Source organism: Pseudoalteromonas sp., assembly GCF_036960685.1.
Taxonomy (GTDB): domain Bacteria; phylum Pseudomonadota; class Gammaproteobacteria; order Enterobacterales; family Alteromonadaceae; genus Pseudoalteromonas.
Window position 1 is genome coordinate 131889 of sequence record NZ_JBALXK010000007.1, and the last position, 22780, is coordinate 154668.

At 41.8% G+C, this 22780-nt stretch carries 18 protein-coding genes; 6 read left to right on the forward strand and 12 right to left on the reverse strand.

Going from position 1 to position 22780, the window contains the following annotated elements; all coding sequences use genetic code 11:
• Positions 1–191: 191 nt before the first annotated feature.
• Positions 192–2111, reverse strand: coding sequence for a molecular chaperone DnaK (gene dnaK / locus V7783_RS08365; RefSeq protein WP_335678336.1), 1920 nt, complete (start codon positions 2109–2111; stop codon positions 192–194).
• A 245-nt stretch (positions 2112–2356) separates the two neighbouring features.
• On the opposite strand from dnaK, the gene V7783_RS08370 reads away from it, so the two are divergent.
• Entirely contained in the window at positions 2357–3172 is an 816-nt protein-coding gene (locus V7783_RS08370) for a thioesterase family protein (protein WP_335678337.1), read from the forward strand.
• Here V7783_RS08370 and V7783_RS08375 read toward each other — a convergent pair.
• On the reverse strand, positions 3161–3937 hold the full coding sequence (locus tag V7783_RS08375) for a transporter substrate-binding domain-containing protein (RefSeq protein ID WP_335678338.1): 777 nt from the start codon (positions 3935–3937) through the stop codon (positions 3161–3163). The two genes, V7783_RS08370 and V7783_RS08375, sit on opposite strands and share 12 nt — an antisense overlap.
• A 149-nt stretch (positions 3938–4086) precedes the next feature.
• On the opposite strand from V7783_RS08375, the gene V7783_RS08380 reads away from it, so the two are divergent.
• The 3 genes from V7783_RS08380 to V7783_RS08390 are packed head-to-tail and all read left to right on the forward strand — an operon-like array spanning position 4087 to position 7599.
• Positions 4087–5328: a paraquat-inducible protein A gene (locus V7783_RS08380; protein ID WP_335678368.1), complete on the forward strand. Its 1242-nt coding sequence runs from the start codon at positions 4087–4089 to the stop codon at positions 5326–5328.
• Positions 5321–6976: an intermembrane transport protein PqiB gene (gene pqiB / locus V7783_RS08385; protein ID WP_335678339.1), complete on the forward strand. Its 1656-nt coding sequence runs from the start codon at positions 5321–5323 to the stop codon at positions 6974–6976. The genes V7783_RS08380 and pqiB overlap by 8 nt, the downstream gene beginning before the upstream one ends.
• A complete protein-coding gene (locus tag V7783_RS08390; RefSeq protein WP_335678340.1) occupies positions 6976–7599 on the forward strand; it encodes a PqiC family protein in 624 nt (207 codons plus the stop codon). Before pqiB ends, V7783_RS08390 begins: the two co-directional genes overlap by 1 nt.
• Here the strand turns inward: V7783_RS08390 and V7783_RS08395 are convergent.
• The 6 genes from V7783_RS08395 to V7783_RS08420 form a co-directional block, all read right to left on the reverse strand.
• A complete protein-coding gene (locus tag V7783_RS08395; protein WP_335678341.1) occupies positions 7577–8074 on the reverse strand; it encodes a GNAT family N-acetyltransferase in 498 nt (165 codons plus the stop codon). The two genes, V7783_RS08390 and V7783_RS08395, sit on opposite strands and share 23 nt — an antisense overlap.
• 41 nt (positions 8075–8115) lie before the next feature.
• A complete protein-coding gene (locus tag V7783_RS08400; protein ID WP_182718712.1) occupies positions 8116–8520 on the reverse strand; it encodes an NUDIX hydrolase in 405 nt (134 codons plus the stop codon).
• Positions 8521–8602: 82 nt separating this feature from the next.
• Entirely contained in the window at positions 8603–9628 is a 1026-nt protein-coding gene (locus tag V7783_RS08405; RefSeq protein WP_335678342.1) for a zinc-binding dehydrogenase, read from the reverse strand.
• A gap of 17 nt (positions 9629–9645) precedes the next feature.
• Positions 9646–11022, reverse strand: coding sequence for a TolC family protein (locus tag V7783_RS08410; RefSeq protein ID WP_335678343.1), 1377 nt, complete (start codon positions 11020–11022; stop codon positions 9646–9648).
• Positions 11015–14170, reverse strand: coding sequence for an efflux RND transporter permease subunit (locus V7783_RS08415; protein WP_335678344.1), 3156 nt, complete (start codon positions 14168–14170; stop codon positions 11015–11017). The genes V7783_RS08410 and V7783_RS08415 overlap by 8 nt, the downstream gene beginning before the upstream one ends.
• An 8-nt stretch (positions 14171–14178) precedes the next feature.
• Positions 14179–15345 carry an efflux RND transporter periplasmic adaptor subunit gene (locus V7783_RS08420; protein WP_335678345.1) on the reverse strand — a complete coding sequence of 389 codons (1167 nt, stop codon included), beginning with the start codon at positions 15343–15345 and terminating at the stop codon, positions 14179–14181.
• 118 nt (positions 15346–15463) lie between these two features.
• On the opposite strand from V7783_RS08420, the gene V7783_RS08425 reads away from it, so the two are divergent.
• Positions 15464–16411 (forward strand): LysR family transcriptional regulator, encoded by a 948-nt coding sequence (locus V7783_RS08425; protein WP_335678346.1) that lies wholly within the window; start codon positions 15464–15466, stop codon positions 16409–16411.
• On the opposite strand, the gene V7783_RS08430 is transcribed toward V7783_RS08425, so the two are convergent.
• Positions 16408–17445: a GGDEF domain-containing protein gene (locus V7783_RS08430; protein WP_335678347.1), complete on the reverse strand. Its 1038-nt coding sequence runs from the start codon at positions 17443–17445 to the stop codon at positions 16408–16410. The genes V7783_RS08425 and V7783_RS08430 overlap by 4 nt on opposite strands.
• Before the next feature lie 130 nt (positions 17446–17575).
• The gene (locus V7783_RS08435; RefSeq protein ID WP_335678348.1) at positions 17576–18442 is read right to left on the reverse strand and encodes a DUF6279 family lipoprotein; all 867 of its coding nucleotides are present in this window, start codon (positions 18440–18442) and stop codon (positions 17576–17578) included.
• 520 nt (positions 18443–18962) lie between these two features.
• Here V7783_RS08435 and V7783_RS08440 point away from each other — a divergent pair.
• The gene (locus V7783_RS08440; RefSeq protein ID WP_335678349.1) at positions 18963–19688 is read left to right on the forward strand and encodes a tetratricopeptide repeat protein; all 726 of its coding nucleotides are present in this window, start codon (positions 18963–18965) and stop codon (positions 19686–19688) included.
• A 40-nt stretch (positions 19689–19728) separates the two neighbouring features.
• Here the strand turns inward: V7783_RS08440 and V7783_RS08445 are convergent, their stop codons facing one another.
• Both V7783_RS08445 and V7783_RS08450 read right to left on the reverse strand, forming a co-directional pair.
• Positions 19729–21159: a coniferyl aldehyde dehydrogenase gene (locus V7783_RS08445; RefSeq protein ID WP_335678350.1), complete on the reverse strand. Its 1431-nt coding sequence runs from the start codon at positions 21157–21159 to the stop codon at positions 19729–19731.
• Positions 21160–21299: 140 nt separating this feature from the next.
• The gene (locus V7783_RS08450; protein WP_335678351.1) at positions 21300–22775 is read right to left on the reverse strand and encodes an SLC13 family permease; all 1476 of its coding nucleotides are present in this window, start codon (positions 22773–22775) and stop codon (positions 21300–21302) included.
• Positions 22776–22780: the final 5 nt, after the last annotated feature.

Below are 22780 nucleotides of genomic sequence, written 5' to 3' on the forward strand. Positions count from 1 at the left end.
CTACTGCAGCATTGCTGCGGATAAACCGATAAATCTTATCGATTTACCATTGAATTTTTAAAGCTATTGTATGCACGTCTTTACATGCAAAAGGCGCGTCAAGCTTGTGCCTGCGCGCCTAAGTTGTTCATCCTAACTTAAATTACGATATCAGTCATCGTGTTTTGGGTTAGGTGAAGCGCTAGCAACAATTACTTGTCGTCTTTCACTTCTTCAAACTCAGCATCAACTACATCGTCATCTTGCTTAGTAGATTGTTGCTGTTGTGCATCGCCTTCGCCACCAGCTTCTTGTGCTTTAGCTTGTGCAATTTCCATTAGTTTTTGTGACTTTTCAGCTAGAGCTTGAGTTTTAGCTTCAATCTCTTCTTTGTTGTCACTCTTAATGGCTGCTTCTAAATCAACAACAGCTGCTTCAATAGCGTCTTTGTCTTCGCTTGGTAGTGCATCGCCAGCTTCTTCTATTTGCTTGCGTGTACCATGAACTAACGCATCTGCTTGGTTACGTGCTGCAACTAGCTCTTCAAACTTTTTATCGTCTTCTGCGTGCGCTTCTGCATCACGAACCATTTTTTCAACTTCTTCGTCGCTTAGACCTGAAGATGCTTGAATCGTGATTTTTTGCTCTTTACCTGTATCTTTATCTTTTGCAGATACATGTAAGATACCATCCGCGTCCACATCAAAAGTAACTTCGATTTGTGGTGTACCACGTTGTGCAGGACGAATACCTTCTAGGTTAAATTGACCCAGAGATTTGTTGTCGCTAGCACGTTTACGCTCACCTTGAAGTACGTGAATCGTTACCGCAGCTTGGTTATCTTCAGCCGTTGAGAATGTTTGCGATTTCTTAGTTGGGATCGTCGTGTTTTTCTCAATTAACGCTGTCATCACAGAACCCATTGTCTCGATACCAAGAGACAGTGGTGAAACGTCTAGTAATAGTACGTCTTTAACGTCACCAGCGAGTACACCACCTTGAATTGCTGCGCCTACGGCTACGGCTTCATCAGGGTTAACATCTTTACGTGGCTCTTTACCAAAAAACTCAGTTACTGTTTTTTGCACTAGTGGCATACGTGTTTGACCACCAACAAGAATGATGTCGTTGATGTCACTTACTGATAAATCAGCATCAGCTAGCGCACGTTTAAGTGGCTCAATTGACTTAAGTACTAAGTCTTCAACAAGTGATTCAAGCTTCGCACGTGTTAGTTTCACGTTCATGTGCTTAGGACCTGTTGCATCAGCTGTTACATACGGAAGATTTACTTCTGTAGATTGTGCTGATGAAAGTTCAATTTTTGCTTTTTCTGCTGCTTCTTTTACACGTTGCATTGCAAGTGGATCAGTTTTTAAGTCTAAACCTTGATCTTTCTTGAATTCAGCTACTAAATAGTTGATAACACGGTTATCGAAATCTTCACCACCTAAGTGAGTGTCACCGTTTGTCGCAAGAACTTCAAATGTGTGCTCGCCTTCAACTTCATCAATTTCAATGATTGATAAATCGAAAGTACCGCCACCTAAGTCGTATACTGCAACGATGTTCTCGCCTTTGTTTTTGTCCATGCCGTATGCAAGAGCAGCAGCTGTCGGCTCATTGATGATACGTTTAACTTCAAGGCCCGCGATACGACCCGCATCTTTCGTTGCTTGACGTTGTGAGTCATTAAAGTATGCAGGAACAGTGATAACCGCTTCAGTTACAGCTTCACCTAAGAAGTCTTCAGCTGTTTTCTTCATTTTTTTCAATACTTCGGCTGAAATCTGTGGTGCAGCGCGTTTTTCGCCGCCGGCTTCAACCCATGCATCGCCATTATCAGCTTTGATAATTTTGAAAGGCATGATGCCGATATCGCGTTGTACTTCTTCGTCTTCAAAACGACGACCAATTAAACGCTTAATCGCAAATAATGTATTGGTTGGGTTTGTCACTGCTTGACGCTTAGCAGGTTGACCAACAAGTGTTTCACCATCTTGCGTATACGCTATAATTGATGGTGTAGTGCGATCGCCTTCCGCGTTTTCAATTACGCGTGCTTTACCGCCATCTAGTACTGCAACACAAGAGTTAGTAGTACCTAAATCGATTCCAATAATTCTACCCATGAAACTTCTCCAACTTCAAAATTCATTAATACGTTCGATGACTAGTAAATAGGGATGCCCCAAACTTAATTCAACTGTAAAAATGAAAAAAAAGTGATTTTTTGTAATTTATTTTGCAAAAAGCCTGAATAAGTGACTGTAATGGTGTTTTTTGCAGCAACCACCCCGCTTTTAACAACTGGTCTGACTAGTTTTTATGTGCTATAAAATTAACAACAAATAAAAAACACCTTATAAGGATCATCATGCACTTTGATCAATTGCTGCAACAAGCCACACTTATTGGCAAATTACCATCGCCTGAACAAGCAACTGCAACCATGCAGTTCCCAGCCAACTGGTGCCAAGGTCGAACTGCTTTTGGTGGTTTATCTGCCTCACTACTTTATCAAGCTATGCGTCAACAAATAGAACCAAGTCGCCGCCTACTTTCTATTAGTACCAACTTTGTGGGACCTTTATTAGCGGATACAGATTTCTCAATGATCATCGAAGTGTTACGCGAAGGAAAAAGCAGTACTCAGGTATTAGCCAAAGCAGTACAAAATGATCAAGTGAGTGTGGTTGTACAAGCATGTTTTGCAAAATCCCGTGATTCTGCAATCAACGTACCCGTTAAAAAAATGATGAGCCTTAAACCGGTTAATGAACGTTACACTTTGCCATTTCAAGCTGGGGCAATGCCGGAGTTCTTTCAACACGTTGATTTATGCCCGCAACAAGGCGGTATGCCGTTTACGGCGGCTGAAACTTCGCATTTAGGCGGTTGGATGAAATTAAAAGAGTCACCAGCTCAGCTTAGTGAAGCTCATATCATTGCACTGACAGATGCATGGCCACCGACTCTATTACAAATGTTTAGCCAACCCGCGCCTGCCAGCAGCATGTCATGGTATTTAGAATTTGTGCAAACGCCTCAATTGAGCGCTGGTGAGTGGCTTGGTTTTGAAGCAATAACACATCACTGCAAAGATGGTTACGGTTTAGAAGATGGCTGCATTTGGTCACAAGCTGGAGAATTATTGGCACTCACTCGTCAAACCGTTGCGTTATTCGATTGAGTTTGGTGCAACAACCTGCGCGTAATCACTGCCATCAAACGCCATAATTTTACTATATTCGCCATTTTCAATGATATGGGTCAGTCCCATATCAAAAATCTCTTGTAGCACTTTACTGGTAAAATAAGCCGGGCGAGGTGCTTCAGGAAATATAGGATGAATTGTGATGGGCTTAATTTGATGAGTTTGTTTATATTGCTGCAAATAGTGTAAAAATACTCGCTTTTCTAATACGACCACATCAACCCACTCTTTCATTAAGTGATCAACTTGCGCTGCTTGATACACCACTTCTTCATAAGAGCGTAACTTAGTTGTTAATGTTTTAAATGGTGCTGGCAGAAACTCAGTAGCATGTTGAAAGGCAACCACACTCTTACCAGAGAGATCATACACGCTATTAATTTTAAAGTTATTCTTCTTTAAACTAACCGCTACGTTTTGATAAGCCAATAAACTCTGGCTTGAGTAAATCGCAGAATTTGCAGCTCCGGCATAATTCATTGCAATATCAATACTCATTTGTTCAAGCGACTGTCCAGATCGCTTGTTGGACATGTAAACGATATCCAAATTAGTAATACCTTGATCTTTAAAAGCGGCTTTTAAAATTTGCAGTTGTAAACCGGTATCGTCTTCACTAAAGACATAAGGAGGCAAAGACGCGCTAACAGCAACAGTGATCCTATCGCTGGGCTTAGGCGCGGTTAAGCTCATAACAAGCCCACTGTATAAAATTAAATAAATCGCTATAAAATACTTCATTTAACCTCTCTGGATCTATGCTTTTACCACTTTTAAAACTGCATAGCTGCATTCTTATTAGCCTAGTCTAGTTAATCCAATCTCGCATTTGTATTTACTGCTTAATTAATGCAAACTTGGTTTAAATTACTTCTCTCATGGCGACTAATTTGCAAACTGCCTGCCCTAATTGTGACCTTATAATAGACATTCCGCACATAGTTGCAAAACAAATGGCTGTTTGTCCACACTGCCACAGTAAACTTTGCGCAGCAAATGTAAATTATGACAGTCGTATAGTAGCGCTTAGTCTCAGCGCCTTGTTGATGCTGTTAAGTAGTATGTTTTACCCATTTATTTCATTTAGCAGTAATGGCATAACGCAGACCATTACCTTACCCGATGCGGCAAGAATTTTATTTAACTACGACAGTGATTTATTAGGCCTGTTTATCGATATCAGTATCATTGGTTTACCCATGATGTTGCTCGCTATTCTTATTCCACTGCATTTAGGGGTATTAAAAGTATTACCTAACGCGATTGCCAGACGCTTACTTAAGTTTACCTTAGCGTTGGAGCCATGGATCATGTCTGAGATATTCCTTATTGGTGTATTGGTCAGTATGGTTAAAATAATGTCACTGGCGGACATTAGCTTTGGCGTTAGCTTTTGGGCATATGTTGCCTTTGTGATTTTCTATATTGGCGCGTTAGCTCATTTAAATAGAGCACGGTTATGGGAGCAAATTCAGCCGCAAGCTAAAATTGCAGCAGAAAAACTCCCCTACCGCGCCATAGATAATGATATTCGTGCTTGTCATGTTTGCCATCAACTCAGTGAAGGCGAGTATTGTTCGCGTTGTAATAGCAAAACCCATGTTCGTAATCCTCACAGTGTACAAAAAGCCGCAGCATGGTTACTAACATCAATCGCTTGTTATATTCCAGCAAACCTATTTCCGATCATGTATACCACCAGCCTTGGGGATGAATCCCCTTCAACATTAATCGGGGGTGTAATTATCTTATGGCAAGCCGGCTCATACCCTATTGCGGTGATCATTTTTCTCGCCAGTGTGGTGGTTCCTTTAGCAAAAGCACTTATTTTAAGCTTTTTATGTTTCTTGGTAAGTAAACCCGCCAATAGCCAAACAAAGGGCTATACCAAAGTGTATCAATTAACTGAATTTATTGGTAAATGGTCCATGATTGATGTATTTGTTGTCGCAATTCTAGTAGCCTTAGTACAATTAGGAAACTTAATGTCAGTGACCCCTGGCTTAGGCACTGTATTTTTTACTATCATGGTGATTTGCCAAATGTTGGCAGCTCACGCGTTTGATCCTCGGCTATTATGGGATTCTCCAAGCAATGATAAAAACCATAAATTAGAGAAACAGCATGAGTGAAACGGCTAATATAAAAAAAGAACCTGTTATTTCAGCTATTTGGATAATACCTGTAATAGCTTTATTGGTTGGTGCATGGATGCTTTATCAGTACCAAGCAAATAAAGGCGCCACTATTTATATTTCAATGCCCCATGCAGAAGGCATTATTGCAGGCAAAACAGAGATAAAAGTACGCAGTGTAAAAATAGGTCAAGTTGACCATGTGCGCCTTTCCGATACAAAAAACAGCGTTATTGCCCGTGCCCAAATCGATAAACATTATGACAGTCTACTCACCGAGGATGCCAACATTTGGGTCGTTAAGCCACGTATAGATGAAACGGGGATCAGCGGCATGAGTACTCTGCTTTCAGGGGTTTATTTAGAGTTTGCCCCAGGTGAAAGTACTAAAACAAAAGAGCACTTTGAACTACAAGATGAGCCGGCACTGATTGGTAAAGATGTTAAAGGCGGCCGTTTTACTTTACTCAGTTACGATGCAGAAGTAATGGATGTAGGCACAGGTATCTTTTTTAAGAACTATAAAATTGGTCAAGTTGAAACGGCGACTTTTGATTGGAAAAACCAAGCGATGAAGTACGGTATTTTCATCAACGAACCTTATCAAAACCTGATCACTTTAAATTCTATTTTTTGGGTTAATTCTGGTGTTGAAATTGATTTATCTGCCGATGGCATTAATGTCAAAACAGGTTCTTTAGGTAAATTGTTAAAAGGCGGTATCTCCGTCGCCTTACCTGATCAACAGTCGCCAGGTGATTATGCCCAAGAAGGTCATAACTTCTCCCTTAGTAATAGCTACAAAGATGCCTTAGAAGAGCGTTTTTATGATTTTGATTATTACTTAATTGAGTTTGAACAGTCTATTAGAGGTCTGCGTGCTGGCGCGCCGGTCGAATATCGCGGTATGCGAGTAGGCACGGTAGTTGAAGCCCCTGCAAATGTGATCATCGATGGCAAGCCTGCTCATTTTAGAACTGATAGCACAGCTGTACCCGCACTAATAAAAATAGAATATGGCCGTATTTATCATGACAGTGAATCAGCCAAAGCGTTTTGGCAAAGCAGCGTAGATGGTTGGATCAAAAATGGCTTACGTGCTTCTTTAAAACCGGGCAATCTACTCACCGGCGCTGTGTACGTTGATTTTGATATCTACCATGATGCGCCGAGCGCTCAATTAGAAACGCTCTCGCAATATCAAGTTTTTCCGAGTATTTCCAGTGGCATCACGGTGTTAGCGGATCAAGTTTCAGATGTATTAAATAAAGTAAATAATTTAAAAATTGAAGATAGTTTAGCGCAAATTGAATCCGCATTTGCTGATTACCAATCGCTAGCAAATGAAATGCGCGCATTATTAAATAAACAAGATACCCAAGATTTACCGGGTGATATTAACCGTAATTTTGCTGAAATGACCAAGAGCATGCAGCAATTTGATGTCACCATGAAACAGTTTGAAAAAACCATGGCAAGTTACCAACAAGGTTCTTCATTTCATCAGCAGCTACAACAAACGCTGTCAGAATTTAAGCGCTTGAGTGAAGAGTTGCAACCGCTTACTCGTGGTTTAAATGAGCAACCGAATATGTTTATTTTTGATAAATCATTGCCTAGCGATCCAACACCGAGGAAACAATAATGCGCACGCTTTTACGACCACAATTTCTTGCTGTTATCGGGGTGCTATTTTTATCTGGGTGTAGCCAATCGCTTAATGCACCGGTTGAATATTATCAGTTCGAACAAACCATAAAACCAATGCAGCGCAGTTCAACTGACACAATAGCTCAATTGCGCGTCACGACTGTCAGCCTGCGTGGAGCCTTGAATAACCGAGGTATCGCCATGAAACTAGACAACAACCAAGTTAATGCTGCAAATTATCATCTTTGGAGTGAAGCCCCAGATCAAATGCTCACCGCCAGCGCGCATCAAGCACTCTTTACCGCCCTTGATAACTGGATGGTAGTAAAAGGCTTACCGGTTATCACCGACAAAGATCAGCAAAGTTATTATGAATTAGAATATGAACTGCATCATTTTAATGGGGATAGTCAAGGAAATGCCGATATTTCTGGGTTATGGCGCCTGTATTATACGTCATTTGAAAAGGGCCGTTCATTAAAAGAAATTCATTACTTTAGTGAGTTGAGTCCGTTAATTGATGATGACTATGAAGGCCTTGTCGAAAGTTTAGAATTAAACTGGCAAAACATTAATAAACAAGTCGCGACGACTCTCAGTTCGTTGAGTCACGAATAAACACCACCAAAGCAGTGCCATCATTATTGAGCACTGCTTTGCCTATATGCCCAAAACCCAATTTTTTTAATAACCCATGCGAAGCGGTGTTCTCTGCATCGGCAATTGCTGCAATTTGGTTAAACTTATCTTGGTAAACACTTAATAATTTTGCAGCCGCTTCGTAGGCAAACCCTCGTTGTGTATATTGCTCTAAAAAAGCAAAGCCTAAATCCGGCACTGCTAATGCATCTCGTTGGAACAACCCCACCATGCCCATGGCTGCACCGTGTTTATTTGCCACAATATACGGACCAAAGCCCTGTTGTTGGTGACCATCAATAAATGTTTGCTGTATATATTGCTCAGCTTGTTGCTCAGTGTAAATGCCTTTATCAGCAATATAACGATAAAAGCTGGGCTGATTTAATAAGCTTAGGATAAATGGCACATCACTTAACTGGCCATGGCGAAGAACTAAACGTTGTGTATGCATATTTCGTTTTCCAGTGAATGACAGCGAGCGTTCAGGGCAAATTAAAATGCGGCGCTATCAACCGTACCGCTATAATTTAAACAGGCTGCGACTCTATGTTGTTGAACCTTGGAAAGCTCTGACAATTTAAAATAACCCTGCGCTAAATGCTCATCACTTAGGGTGATCACAGCATCTTTTAATAAACTGACTCTAAAAATAAAAGCATGGGAATTAAACGCCTTGTGGTAATAAATACCGGTTAAGTGTTCAATTTTCACCTCACAACCGAGTTCTTCTTGGCATTCGCGTATAAGTGCTTGGTGTACTGTTTCACCCATATCTAACGCACCACCAGGCAATCCCCACCCTTGTTCACCATAGCTTGCCTTCAGCTGCAAAATCTCCCCGCTTGCATTGGTGATCACCGCATGGGCGCTGAGTCGATAAAAGTCTGTAAATGTCATATTTACTCCCTAAGTTGATACTCTTAAACAATAACAAAAAGCCCCGCAATTGCGAGGCTTAATGTTATTTGGCTATAAATCACTAAATATGACTAACTTTCACCACCTGCTTACCAGTAAAGCCACCTGCAACTTGCTTATTAAGCGCCTGTGAAATACTGCTGGCGTTAAATTCAACGTCAGTGATCTGCGGAATTTTAATATTGCCACTGGCTAAATTATCGAGTAACAAATTGCCCATAAAACTCATTCTTTGCTGGGCGCATAAACTATTGGCAAGCCAAGCTCCACCTAATGACACAATACCTATATTAGGTGCGCGTCTAAACATGAGTTCTTGCTCAAACATAGGCAATGGGTTTAAGCAAGCAATACGACCACAAAAACGCATTAATTCAACATTGCGCACCGTGGTTTCCCCGCCAATAGAATCAAGTACGGCATCAAAACCTTGCGGCCCAAGTTCTTTGCGGATTTTATCAATGAGCTTTTTATCATGGTAATCAAACACCGCATCCGCACCAAGTTGCTTAACTAGTTTATGGTTACGTTTACTCGCAGTGGTAAATACTGTCGCACCGCGTTGTTTTGCAAATTGAATGGCAAATTGCCCTACCGCACCAGCGCCTGCTTCAATAAAAATAGAGTCGCATTCAGTTAATTGTAGTTTATCAAGCGCAATTAATGCCGTCATTCCGGCACACGGTAACGTAGATGCATCCTTTAAGCTCACGTCATCAGGCACCTGAGAGACAGCAAAGTTAGGTACTTTTGCATATTGCGATAACACGCCTTGTTCTCCAACATTACCATGCCACATTACCCGCGCACCGACATTTGGAAATACACCTTTGCTTGCTTTTACAACCACACCCACAGCGTCAAGGCCTAAGATGTGAGGGTATTGCCATTCACAAAAACCGTGCTTTGCAAAACACGCATCAGCCGGGTTTAACGCAACATACTCAACTTTGATCAGCAGCTCGTTGTCTACGACATCGGGCACCGCAAGTTCGAGCTCAGATAGATGTATCTGTTCATTTGGTTCAAGTAACGCAATCGCACGCATTGTGGCGGGGATTGTTGATAAAAGATCAGTATGTGGCATTAAAAACTCAACTTAACTTAATTAACTAACGCATAACTCCAACGGCCATTAAATACTTGATAAGTGTTTACTTTAGCAAGTAATGATGAAATCGTTGAGTCAATTGCATTTTCCTGCGCTATTAAAACATCCTGTCGCGCATCTAACAACTCTAAGTAGGGTATTTGCCCTTCTTGATACATTGCCTGCGCTTGTAAAAAGGCATTATTTGCAAATTTATAACGCTGTTCGGCATAGCTTTGTTGTTGACTTTGTTTGACTAATAGCTGCAATGAAAGTTCACTCTGTGCCATTGCATTCAACACCACTTGTTGGTACTGGCTATAAGCCGCTTCACTCAAATACTGCTGCGCATCACGTTGTGCCAATAATGCAGGGTAACTTAACAGTGACCATTCAACGCGTGGCGAAACTTGCCACTGCTGTGTAGTATCAGAGAGTTGATTGTTTCCTAAACTCACCACCCCTGCAAATGCCGATAAACTGATATCTGGTAATAACGCTTTACTTGCAGCGACGCTTAATGAATTCGCTTGGCTAAATTCAAATAATGCTTGGCTAATATCAGGTCGTAAAGCAATCGCATCACTAGGGGTTGCCAAACTCACCGTAAACGCATGATCAAATAAGCTTTGCTCATCAACCAGACTTAAATCACTTGGTAACTGGCCGGTTAACGTTGCAAGGGTCGCTAAATCACGAAACTGAGCGTATTCAATCTCTGGTAATAACGCCTGTTGTTGCTTTAATTGTGCCAAGGTTCGATTTAGATCAAGTTCATTAGCAACCCCTTCCTCAACACGAGCCCGCAGTACCGTAATGCTTTGTTGCAATGCTTCAATTTGCAATGCAATGATCTGCTGCTTTTGCTTATTACCTTGCAAACTCACAAATCCTTTGACCACAGACGCGACCACTTCAATTTGTAAAGCACGTAACTGCTCTGCTTGGCTCATCGCGCCAGCATTCGCAGCATTAACAAGCGCAGTGATCTTACCAAACAAATCCAGTTGCCAATCAAGGTTTACATTGGCTGCCGATTGACGTGTATTTGCTTCACCAATACTTGTACGAGTGGCGTCAACGGCCACTCCCCCTTGCGGTAAATACTGAGCTTTTTGGCCACCTAAACGGGCAAGGGCACTTTTCAGCTGTAACTGACTGGTACGTAAATCATGATTATTAGTACGAGCACTCATTACTAAATTATTGAGTTGGCTCGAGTTTAATTGCTGCCACCAGTTAAGTTCATCTTGACCTTGTAACTGCTCAGCTATCTTTGTTTTCGTAACAAATTCTTGCAGCTGACTTTGGTACTGCTGCTCATCGATTTTGCTTGCGCAGCCACTTAAAAGACCCGCAACCACAAGAGCGGTTAATTTATACTTACTCATTAATTTGCTCCTGCGTAGTCACTTTACGCGTTTTAGTTACCAAAATATAAAAGACCGGTGTAAATAATAAGCCAAACACCGTGACCCCAATCATCCCCGAAAACACTGCATTGCCCATTGCATGGCGCATTTCAGCCCCAGCACCGGTTGCTAATACCAGTGGTATAACGCCCGCAGTAAACGCAATTGAAGTCATCAGGATAGGACGTAAACGCATCCGACATGCCTCTAAAATGGCATCAAAATGGCTCAGCCCATGGTTATTTTTATCTCGTGCAAATTCCACCATCAATATGGCATTTTTAGATGCCAGCGCCACTAAGACAATTAAGGCGATTTGAGTAAAAATGTTGTTGTCTGAACCCACCAACCACACACCCATTAAGGCGGAGAATATAGTCATTGGTACGATTAAAATAATTGCCAGTGGTAAGCGTAAGCTTTCATATTGCGCAGCCAGCACCATAAACACCAATAACACCACTAGTGGGAAAACATACACCATAGTATTACCGGCAAGAATTTGCTGGAAAGTCACTTCAGTCCATTCATATTCAATACCGCTTGGTAAGTTATCAGCCAAAATCAGCTCAATTGCTTGTTGCGCTTGATCTGAACTGTAACCTGGCGCTGGACTGCCATTAAGCTCTGCACTTGGATAGCCATTGTAATGCATCACTCTATCAGGACCGGTACTTGCTGTAGCAGTTAACACAGATCCCAATGGCACCATATTACCGCGATTGTTACGCACTTTTAGATTCAAAATTTGCTCAGGATCAAGACGGTAATCTGCATCAGCTTGGGCATTTACTTGGTAAGTACGGCCAAATAAATTGAAATCATTCACGTACATAGAACCAAGATATACTTGCAAGGCATTGAATACTTCATCCAACGGAATACCTTGGATCAGCGCTTGCTCACGGTCAATATCAATATCCATTTGCGGCACTTGAATTCTAAAGCTTGAATAAAGTCCCATTAACGCGGGATCTTGTTGCGCTTTAGTTATCACCGTTTGCAAGCTGTTAAAGAGCGTTTCAAAACCTTTATTGCCACGGTCTTCTAGTTGCAGTTTAAAGCCACCTGTAGTGCCTAAACCTTGAATTGGCGGTGGTGGGAATACCGCAACAAATGCTTCATCAATCGCACTAAAACGTTGGTTTAATTGGGCAGCAATGGCCATTGCAGACATACTTGGATCACTACGCTCACTAAATGCTTCCAGCGGTGTAAACACGATGCCGCTATTAGGACTATTAGTAAACCCATTTACCGATAAGCCAGGAAAAGCAACGGTATTAGCAACACCAGGCACTTGCAATGCAATTTCTTGCATTTGGCTAATTACATCTTGGGTGCGCTCTAAACTCGCAGCATCTGGTAACTGGGCAATAGCAACTAGGTACTGTTTATCTTGCGCCGGAATAAAGCCACCTGGCACCGCATCAAATAATTTAATTGTGCCGCCAAGTAATACCACATAAGCCACCATCACTATGGCGGTCATGCGCATTAATTTTTGCACCAACTTTTGATAGCCTTTTGCACCACGGTCAAATACACGGTTAAAAGGCGCAAATAACCAACGACCAAATAAACGATTTAGTAAACGTGTCAATGCATCCGGTTTAGCATCATGACTTTTTAATAACAGTGCCGATAACGCTGGTGACAAGGTTAATGAGTTAAAGGCTGAAATAACCGTTGAAATAGTAATCGTTAATGCAAACTGCTTATAAAATTGCCCAGAAAGACCGGTGATAAATGCTGTAGGGATAAACACCGCGCAAAGCACTAAGGCGATGGCAATAATAGGGCCTGTCACCTCTGTCATCGCGACACGGGTCGCTTCCAGTGGCGATAAACCTTGTTCAATATTTCGTTCAACGTTTTCGACCACCACGATGGCGTCATCAACTACAATCCCAATGGCCAGTACTAAACCAAATAACGACAGTGTATTAATCGATACCCCTAACCATTGCATCACCGCAAAAGTACCAATCAGTGATACTGGCACGGCAATTAATGGAATAATCGATGCTCGCCATGTTTGTAAAAATAGCACCACCACGATAACAACCAAAACAATCGCTTCGAGTAAAGTAGTAATTACCGCATCAATTGAGCCACGCACAAACACAGTGGGATCGTAGACGATGTCGTACTCAACCCCAGCTGGGAAATCTTTCGATAACCGCGCCATGGTTTCACGTACTTGGTCCGAAAGCTCAATCGCATTAGAACCCGGACGTTGGAATATCGGCATTGCCAATGCAGGTTGATTATCAAGCTCAGCCCTTAGTGAGTAAGTATTTTGGCCAAGTTCAACGCGCGCAACATCACTTAAACGGGTTAACTGACCTTGTTCACCGACTTTAATAATTACTTGTTGAAACTCTTCAACGCTATTTAAACGCCCTTTTACATTCAACAACACTTGAAATTGGCTTTCCGTTGCCGCTGGTTGTGCGCCTAAACTACCCGCTGCGACTTGCTGATTTTGCGCACGCAATGCTGTCACTACATCCATCGCAGTTAACTCTCGCGCCGCTAATGCATCAGGATTAAGCCACACGCGCATTGAATATTGGCCACCACCAAATAACTGCACATCACCCACACCACTCAAACGCGCAATTTGGTCTTTAATATACAGATCAGCATAGTTTGATAGGTACGCGGTATCATGGGTTTTTTCAGGTGAATATAAATGCACTACCATGGTTAAATCGGGTGATGACTTTTCTGCCACTACACCTAAGCGCTGTACTTCTTGCGGTAAACGCGGCAAAGCACTATTGACACGGTTTTGCACTTGTACTTGGGCACGGTCTAAATCCGTTCCCAGTGCAAATGTAACCGTCAATGTCATGCGTCCATCACTGGTCGCTTGTGAAAACATATACAACATGTTTTCTGCCCCGTTGATTTCTTGCTCTAGTGGCGTTGCCACTGTTTGCGCGATCACAGTTGGGTTGGCGCCTGGGTAATTTGCCGTTACCACAACGGTCGGTGGTACAACTTCAGGGTACTCACTAACAGGCAATTGAAACAACGAAATAGCACCGGCAATTAAAATCACCAATGACAGCATGGCTGCAAATATCGGTCGTTGAATAAAAAAGTGTGAAAATTTCATTATTCGTCCTACTTCTTAGCCATCAGCGTGTGCTGCGCTGTTGGCGATAATGTAAAAGCAACACCTTCGGTGTCTAAAGTCACGGTATTAGGTGCAATTGGCATACCCGGTCCTACGCGTGCTGGACCATTGACAGCTATCACATCGCCCACTTTTAAACCCGCCGTAATAGCACGGAAACTGCCATAACGCTCGCCAGTTGTAACAAGCTTATATTCAAGTACATTGCCTTCACCGACTGTTAGTACAAAACGATTTTTCAGATCAGTACCAATGGCTTTATCAGGCACAATCACTTGCTCTGTAATATCATTTGCCGCTAATTTTATCCGCGCAAACGAGCCTGCACGTAATCCGCTGTTTTCATCAAATCGTGCACGAACACGCAATGTGCCTGTTGCAGCGTTAATTTGGTTATCGATAAAATCGATATAACCGGTGTGCGCGAATGCACGTTGACCCACTTTTTGCATCACAACTTGCTGGTGAGCAGCGGCAGTTACTTCATCAAATGAACTATTCCAAGTACGTTCATCAACATCAAAATAAGCGTACATAGTTTGATTTGAGACAATGGAGGTCAACACACTTTGCCCTGCCAGCACATTGTTACCTTTGGTAATGTTGGCACGGGATATCACGCCATCAATCGGTGAGCGGATATCAGTAAATTCTAAATCTAAATTGGCCGCGTTAAGCTGGGCTTTTAAAGCTGCAAGTTGTGCTTCACGTTGGTGTAGCATTGAAGTACGTGATTCAGCTTGCTCTGTTGAAATCGCTTTTCGCTCAGTTAATCGAACCGCTCTTTTGGCTTCACTTTGCGCTTGCGATAATGCAGCCTCTGCACTGACAACTTGCGCTTCTAAACTTGCCACCACCGCCGCATACGGACGGGCATCGAGCTTAAACAATAAGTCGCCTTGCTTTACTACGTCGCCTTCATTAAAAGCAATGTGTTCAATAACCCCAGCCACACGTGGCATAAGTAACACTTCTTCTGGCGCTTCTAAACGCGTGGTGTAGGTGTGCCAGTTTTGTACTGGTTTAACTAAAACCTCGGCAACATCAATTGACTGAAGGTGTTGTTGGCTACTTTGTTGGGCTGGCTCTTCCGCACAACCGGTAAGGGCAAGTGATGCCCCTAAAACTGCAATGGCTATTAAGTGTTTGTTCATAACGACGCTCCTGTTGGTGTGTTTTTTTATGTTACGGGACAAACATGCGGACAAAAACCGTAGATTTTTAAATTCATTAATGCCAATATGGCATCAATTAAATTTTAGTGAGTAATCAATGGATACCACGAGTCGTTTATTAATGTTGTTAGAAGTGGTTGAGCGAGGCTCATTTGCCAAAGCAGCAGAAACCCGCAATATTGATCGCTCAGTGATCTCAAAACAAATCAGCCGCCTTGAAGATGACTTAGGTGTGCGCTTACTTAACCGCACTACTCGTTCATTTTCGCTGACCGCGGCAGGTGCTGAGATGGTCAAAAAAGCCAATGAATTAAGGCAATTACTTGGCGAAACTGTTCGCTTAGCCGAAAATTATCACCAAGAACCTCGGGGGGTACTAAAAATAACCTCATCAGCAATCATAGGCAGACGTTACCTACAGCCCGTTATTAACGATTTTCAAAAACGCTTCCCACAAGTAGAGATCGAGTTAAGGCTTGATGACAAGTTAGTTGATTTGGTGTCTGAAGGGTTTGATTTAGCCTTTCGTGTGGGTGAGCCGAAAGACTCATCACTGATCGCCCGCAAAATTGCCCGCAACAGGCTGCTGCTATTAGCTGCTCCAGAGTTTATTCAAACCTATGGATTGCCAACAAAAATAGAAGATTTAGTCGATTTACCTGCGGCCAGTTATTCAAGCACCTCGTTACGCGTTGAGGGAATTCGTTATGTGGATCAATACGGATTACCGCAAGAGCAAAAAATAAAAAGTGTGTTCAGAGCCAATGATGCAGAAGTGCTGCTAGATAAAACCCTTTCCGGCACCACTTACGTACTAGCACCGGCATTTATTATTAATGATGAGATCAAACAAGGTCGCTTGGTGCCGTTGTTAACCGACATCAAGCTGCAAGAATACAGTGCCATGTACGCGGTATATCCACATCGTGATTTGCCGGTGAGAACACGGTTATTCTTTGATGCTATTCGTGAGCACTTAGGTAAAGATATCCCTCTTTGGGAAAGTAATATTCCTGCCTTTGAGCAAATGTATCAAAACAATTAAGAAGCCTGTTCTAAGTTTTTTGGATAGTGCATATGCTCAGCTGAGACGTTATTGCGGCCCGTTTCTTTAGCTTGATAAAGTTGTTTATCCGTCGCTTTAAGTGTTTGTTTTAACGTATTATCACGATTATAAGCGGCTAAACCGATACTGGCTGTTAAACTGATCTGTCGATCGCCAATATTAATCACTGTATCTTGTAATGCCACTCTTATATTTTCAGCTATTTGATAGCTCTCTTGTTGACTTGAATTTGGGATAAACAGCGCAAATTCCTCTCCGCCAATTCTAAACACTCGTCCTTTGTTAAGTATTTTTTTGAGGATATTAGCCACTTCTATCAAGACTTGGTCACCTACATCATGACCAAATTGATCATTAACTTTTTTAAAGTAATCGAGATCAAGCAGCATAGTAAACAAGTTCGTTTTATTTACCAGCTCAACTTCAAAGTAATGATTCATTGCCAGACGATTACCGGTTTTTGTCAACGGATCAAACAGTGCTAAGTTCTCTAATCGCTCTGCAAAATGCGCTCTACTGGCTTCAAATATATGTGCAATAACCCAAATCCCAACATAACTAAAGCTCATATTTAAACTTAGGTTAAGATCTGCAAATGGCGCAAGAGAAGGTTTGCTAATAAGTACGCTGGTTTGGACACTCACTAACAAAAGCGACAAATAAAAACCTCGCTTACATCCTAGTAATAGATAATAAAGCACCGGAAGCGTGAAGGACCAAATGAATAAGCCATTCTTCATTGCGGCTAAATGAGTACCCAGAGTGATCAACAAGGTGATGCACAAACATAATAATAACGGCTGCCAAGCTTGCATTTTACGCGTACGTGCGTAGTGAAAAGTATAAAAACAATAAACAGCAAAAGCACCTTCTAACATGCCTAATGAATAGAAGTCGTTAATAAAAAGGTTAAAATAGGTGAAAATACTCGCTAAAATCCCAAAACAAAAACATATCCACTTCAGTAAGTTTTGACGTAGTACTTTAACGCTATTAATCGCTGCGATATCCATTCGAGAAGCTTAAATCCAGACAAAAAAGTCAGTCTAACGGTTAATTGACGAAGTACAAGCGCTATTTATTTTTAATAAATATATATTTATTAAAAAACATTAAAAATGAATAATTTAATAATTAATAGCCCTACTCATCAGCAATTAATTGATCAATATCTTTTAGCATATCAGCAAATTCAGCATTAGCATGCTTAAGCTGTTTTGCTGTTATAGTCGCTCTTAAATTAATTAAAAGCTGAACATAACGTTTTGAATTATTGGCATCTAAACGCAGTAGTTCATCACTCATAAACGCTTCACGTTCGGTGATCACCACTGATAATTGACTAATAAACTGCTCACGGCTTAGTTGTGGATCAAAAAAGACCTGTTTAAGTTTGTCTAACCGTGTTTGCTTGTAACTCTGCCATAACAAAAAGGTACTCTGAAAGTCATTATTCGCTTGGCTGATCAAAGCAACTTGCTGCTCATCAACATCGCCAAGCCAGTCTTCGTAAGTATCTAACTGACGTTCAAGGCGCTCTTGTTTACGCTCTGACGCAGTTTGTTCATTAAACTCTGCAACATCGTCAGCCATATCCTTTGCTATTGCATCCACAAATTCCTGTCGCTGTTGTGCTGATAAGGTAAGAGCGAGTTCGATCAAGTCATCTTTGATATACAAAACCAGTGCCTGCCAATGCGCCTTAGCACCTTGAAAATGCGCTAGTAAGGCGTGCTCTGAGGGGGTATTTATTAACAGTTCTTGTAATGATAATAAATCCTGACGATACAACGGCAACTGAGTTTTGCGGTGCCAGTCTCGGCTTTGTTTTATTAATGCTTTAGCTTGCTTACTTTGTTGCTTAGATAAATCGACATAATCATCAATCCAAAATGCCGATAGCCAGCCTATATTATTGTAGGTAAACGTAGCAGAACAGCCTGACAACGCGATTAACAATCCACCAATCAGTGCGATTCTACATTTCAATATCATGTTTATTTTAAGCATTTTTATTTTCTTAAACAGTTAATACCTCTACGTTAATCAAGTTACTCGTTGCTGTAAATGAAGTATTAAAAATAAAACCAACAAAATAGAAATAATTATCATTTAAGCATTGACACACAAACAAATCAAAGTGATAATCGTTCGCATCAACACAAGATAACCCAACTCATTAAGCCTTCGCTTATTGAAAGGAACGTAACGACCTCAGTGCCCTAGGGAAGATCACCAGTAAGGATGCTGGACCCTTTTACTACTTTGTTGATGGAGAGCGTGACGCTTCGGTTTTTTACTTACTCGACCCAAGTAATAAAACTTTAAGATCACATTTACTTGCTACATTGCTCATATCGGTGACGGTTGATATGAATCAAAAAGCCCCGCTGGGGCTTTTTTTATTTCTTTAAATTTTCTGTAAGATCTGTATCTTATGTGCATTCTTTATCATTTATAGTGCGAAGCTGGGCAATTGCGGTTGTAGGAACTAAAATTAAACAGTAACAAACTGATTGGAGGTATTGTCATGTGGCAGCCTAAGTTAAATGTATTGTTGATGGTCGGTGCACTTAGCATCAGTGGTATGGCTCATGCGGGGCTTGAAGAAGGCATTCTCGCAGCTAACGAGGGACAATTTGAAGAGGCACTCAAGGAGTTTCGTTATCTTGCTGATAAAGGCTATGCACCTGGTATGTATGAACTTGGCCAACTTTATGAAGGTGGTCATGGGGTAACGAAAAACTACCAAAAAGCGGCTGAACTTTACCAACAAGGCGTTAAGAAACAGCATGTTGATTCAATGTTTGCATTAGCAGTACTTTATCAAGAAGGTAAAGGCGTAAAGCTTGATAAGCAAATGTCAGTCACCCTATTTAAACAAGCAGCTGAGAAGAACATGCCTGCGGCTCAATTTAACTTAGGTGTTATGTATGCCAATGGCGATGGTGTCGCTCAAGATTATAAAGAAGCAATGCATTGGTATGAAAAAGCCGCAGGGAATAATTATACACTGGCGCAATTTAATATGGCGCTAATGTATTTTGAAGGCCATGGGGTCGAAAAAAACATCGAAAAGTCATATATATGGAATACAGTTGCTGAATACAATGGCAATTTAGATGCAAGCCACAGCCGTAAGTTAGATGAGCGTAAACTAATGCCTGCGCAAATCACTGAAGCAAAAGAAAAAGCCGATGCCTTATATGAGAAAATTCTAGCAGGTCTTTATGCCGGCGAAGGCAGAATGTTTTAGCAGCCAAAAGGCATAACATTCAACCCTGTACTTAACGCCCTTATGGGCGTAAGTACAGCCATTTTAATATTTTCATTAACAGTGTGTTCTGCGCCAGTAATAGCCCTAGTTTAGGATTAAAGCCACCTGTTTTTAAGGTATTACGGGCATGGCTAAAAGTTAAAAACCCTTCTTTGCCATGATAATTCCCCATCCCTGATGGGCCTAAACCACCAAACGGCGCATCATCAGCAGTCACTTGCATTAATGTATCATTAATTGCGAATGTACCACTTTGTGTCTGTTGCTGAATATGTGCATTGGTTTGTTTATTTTGCCCCATTATATACAAAGCAAGCGGTTGCGGCCGCTGGTTTATATAGGCAATCGCTTGGCTAAGTTGCTGGTAAGTAACTATGGCGAGAATTGGCCCAAACAACTCTTCTTGCATCAACTTCATCGTGTCATTTACGTCTGTGACAATATGTAAGCCTAAGCGATGTTTTGCCGCATCACTTTGATTTTCTTCCAGTGGTTTGATTATTTGTGCGCCATGTTGCTGCGCATCGGTTAATAACTCAGTTAAACGTGAAAAATGATGGTCATTAATAACAGAGGTTAAGTTTTTCCCCTCAACACCTAATTTATAATGCTTTTTATATAGACCACAGAGGCTTTTCACTAATTGATGCTGTAATTTTTCCGGCACTAGAACATAATCTGGGGCGACACAAATTTGCCCCGCGTTAGTCATCTTGCCAAATAAAATGGCTTTTGCAGCCTTATCTATATCTACTTGCTCAGTAATAATAACCGGTGATTTGCCGCCTAATTCAAGGGTTACCGGTGTCAGGTTTTTACTCGCAGCAGCCATAATGTGCCGCCCTACTGCTGTCGAGCCGGTGAAAAACAAATGTGCAAAGGGCAGCAGACTAAACTGTTGGCTTAACTGTGCTTCACCTTCAATCACCAGACAATGCTCGCTAAGCTCGTCAATAAATAGTTTTTTTATAACTTGATTAGTATGAGGAGTAAACTCACTGACTTTTAGCAATACCCGATTACCTGCGGCAATCGCGGTGATCACAGGCACTATGGCAAGCTGAATCGGATAATTCCATGGAGAAATGACCCCTACCACCCCTTTAGGCTGATAACTCACCGCGACTTTAGAAGGAGCTAAACTCACTCCCGCTTTACGAGGAGACTCTTTGGCCCACTTAGGTAGATGGGCAATTGTGTGGCTAATAGTTTTGGTTGTCGGCAATATGTCGCCCAACACAGTGTCAAACGCTGTACGATAGCCAAAGTCTTTTGAGCTTGCAGCGACAAGCTCAGCTTCTAAAGCTAAGAGCTGACGTTTTAGGGATTTTAATAACTGGATCCGCTTTGATATTGCTAAATAAGGCTGTTCATTAAAATGCTGCTGCATCTTAGCAAACTGCGTTTGTAATTGTGTATTGGAAGCTGTAACAGTGTCAGACAAAAGCATACTCGTAAACTAAGTCAATATACACGCACTATATACCCAAACCAGTACAAGATGCGAGCGTCGTTGGAATTAAAAGGGGTAATAAAGAGCGCTATTTACAGGCTAATAGCGCTCCGGTTGGGTAATTTATAGCAGTTTAATTAAAAACCAAATACTGATGCAGCCAAGGTCATCGTCACTAAAGTGATTAACACAATGGCTATTAAGTTCAGTACAAAGCCTGCTTTGATCATATCGCGTATTTGTATCTGTCCAGAGCCAAACACAATCGCATTGGGCGGCGTTGCAACAGGCATCATAAATGCACAGCTACACGCAATCGCTGCAGGAATAACCCAGACTAACGGCGTACCCGTAACAGACTCAGCAACAGGACCAAGCAAAGGTAAAAACCCAGCTGCGGTTGCCGTGTTACTGGTGATCTCAGTTAAAAAAGTAATTAATGTGGCAATCGCAAGTACACTCAGTACCAATGGAATAGCGCTGGCGCCTTCAATCATGTGTGCAATGTACTCAGCCAAGCCCGATGACTTAATTTGTGCAGCAAGGGTTAAACCACCACCGAACAGTAACAACACGCCCCACGGCACACCTGCGGCGCTTTGCCAATCCAAAATACGCTCGTCACTGCCTTTATTGGCAGGCAGAACAAATAATAATAAAGCAGCAGCGATGGCAATACCGGTATCTGATATTTTCAGTCCCGTAAGATCAGCAAGCAATGGTCTGAAGATCCAACAAATTGCGGCGAATAAAAACACCCACAACACGCCTTTTTCTGCGCGCTGCATCATACCTAACTCTTTTAGCTGCGAGCCAAAAAGAGATTTGGTATCCACTTTTGCAGCACTTTTCGCTTGCTTATCTACTTTATAAGCAAACTTAGTCAGCCATACCCAACAGATGATCAACATAGCCAGTGATAATGGCACACCTACCATCATCCACTGGGCAAAACCAATTTCAATTTGATAGCTATCAGACAAATAAGCAGCCATTAACGCATTAGGAGGTGTACCTATTAAAGTAGCAATACCACCAATGCTGGCACCATAAGCAATAGACAGCAATAATGCTTTACCATAGCCGTTGTTCTCAGGATTCGATTTTTGTACTAAATGCGTGATAGACATCGCAATCGGTAGCATCATGACTGCCGTGGCGGTGTTTGACATCCACATCGATAAAAATGCGGTAACTAACATCATCGCCAAAATTTGCAAACTGGGTTTAGAGCCTGCATAGAGCATAGTGCGCAGTGCAATACGTTTATGCAATCCCCAACGCTCCATTGCGATTGAAATTAAAAAGCCACCTAAAAACAAAAATATCAGCGGATGAGCATAAGGCGCGGCGACATTTTTTATCGCCGCAATATCGGCCAAGGGCGAAAACACTAAAGGCAATAATGCGGTGGCAGGAATTGGCACCACTTCACTAACCCACCACGATGCCATCCAAAACGCCAGGCCAGCAGTGCGCATTGCAGCAACACTCATACCAGCAGGTGGATCAATTAAGCAAGTTAGCAACATGACAGCGGGGCCCAACAGCAGCATAACAGCTTGTAGCAAAGGGTTTTTAGTGGGGTTGTTATCGGTTATTGAATTACTCATGCATC

Coding starts and splice junctions, on each gene's coding strand:
- V7783_RS08435 (WP_335678348.1), bottom strand. CDS start 18,442: ATGCTTAAAATAAACATGATATTGAAATGTAGAATCGCACTGATTGGT.
- pqiB (WP_335678339.1), top strand. CDS start 5,321: ATGAGTGAAACGGCTAATATAAAAAAAGAACCTGTTATTTCAGCTATT.
- V7783_RS08450 (WP_335678351.1), bottom strand. CDS start 22,775: ATGAGTAATTCAATAACCGATAACAACCCCACTAAAAACCCTTTGCTA.
- V7783_RS08415 (WP_335678344.1), bottom strand. CDS start 14,170: ATGAAATTTTCACACTTTTTTATTCAACGACCGATATTTGCAGCCATG.
- V7783_RS08430 (WP_335678347.1), bottom strand. CDS start 17,445: ATGGATATCGCAGCGATTAATAGCGTTAAAGTACTACGTCAAAACTTA.
- V7783_RS08390 (WP_335678340.1), top strand. CDS start 6,976: ATGCGCACGCTTTTACGACCACAATTTCTTGCTGTTATCGGGGTGCTA.
- V7783_RS08440 (WP_335678349.1), top strand. CDS start 18,963: ATGTGGCAGCCTAAGTTAAATGTATTGTTGATGGTCGGTGCACTTAGC.
- V7783_RS08400 (WP_182718712.1), bottom strand. CDS start 8,520: ATGACATTTACAGACTTTTATCGACTCAGCGCCCATGCGGTGATCACC.
- V7783_RS08425 (WP_335678346.1), top strand. CDS start 15,464: ATGGATACCACGAGTCGTTTATTAATGTTGTTAGAAGTGGTTGAGCGA.
- V7783_RS08405 (WP_335678342.1), bottom strand. CDS start 9,628: ATGCCACATACTGATCTTTTATCAACAATCCCCGCCACAATGCGTGCG.
- V7783_RS08445 (WP_335678350.1), bottom strand. CDS start 21,159: ATGCTTTTGTCTGACACTGTTACAGCTTCCAATACACAATTACAAACG.
- V7783_RS08395 (WP_335678341.1), bottom strand. CDS start 8,074: ATGCATACACAACGTTTAGTTCTTCGCCATGGCCAGTTAAGTGATGTG.
- V7783_RS08410 (WP_335678343.1), bottom strand. CDS start 11,022: ATGAGTAAGTATAAATTAACCGCTCTTGTGGTTGCGGGTCTTTTAAGT.
- V7783_RS08420 (WP_335678345.1), bottom strand. CDS start 15,345: ATGAACAAACACTTAATAGCCATTGCAGTTTTAGGGGCATCACTTGCC.
- V7783_RS08370 (WP_335678337.1), top strand. CDS start 2,357: ATGCACTTTGATCAATTGCTGCAACAAGCCACACTTATTGGCAAATTA.
- dnaK (WP_335678336.1), bottom strand. CDS start 2,111: ATGGGTAGAATTATTGGAATCGATTTAGGTACTACTAACTCTTGTGTT.
- V7783_RS08375 (WP_335678338.1), bottom strand. CDS start 3,937: ATGAAGTATTTTATAGCGATTTATTTAATTTTATACAGTGGGCTTGTT.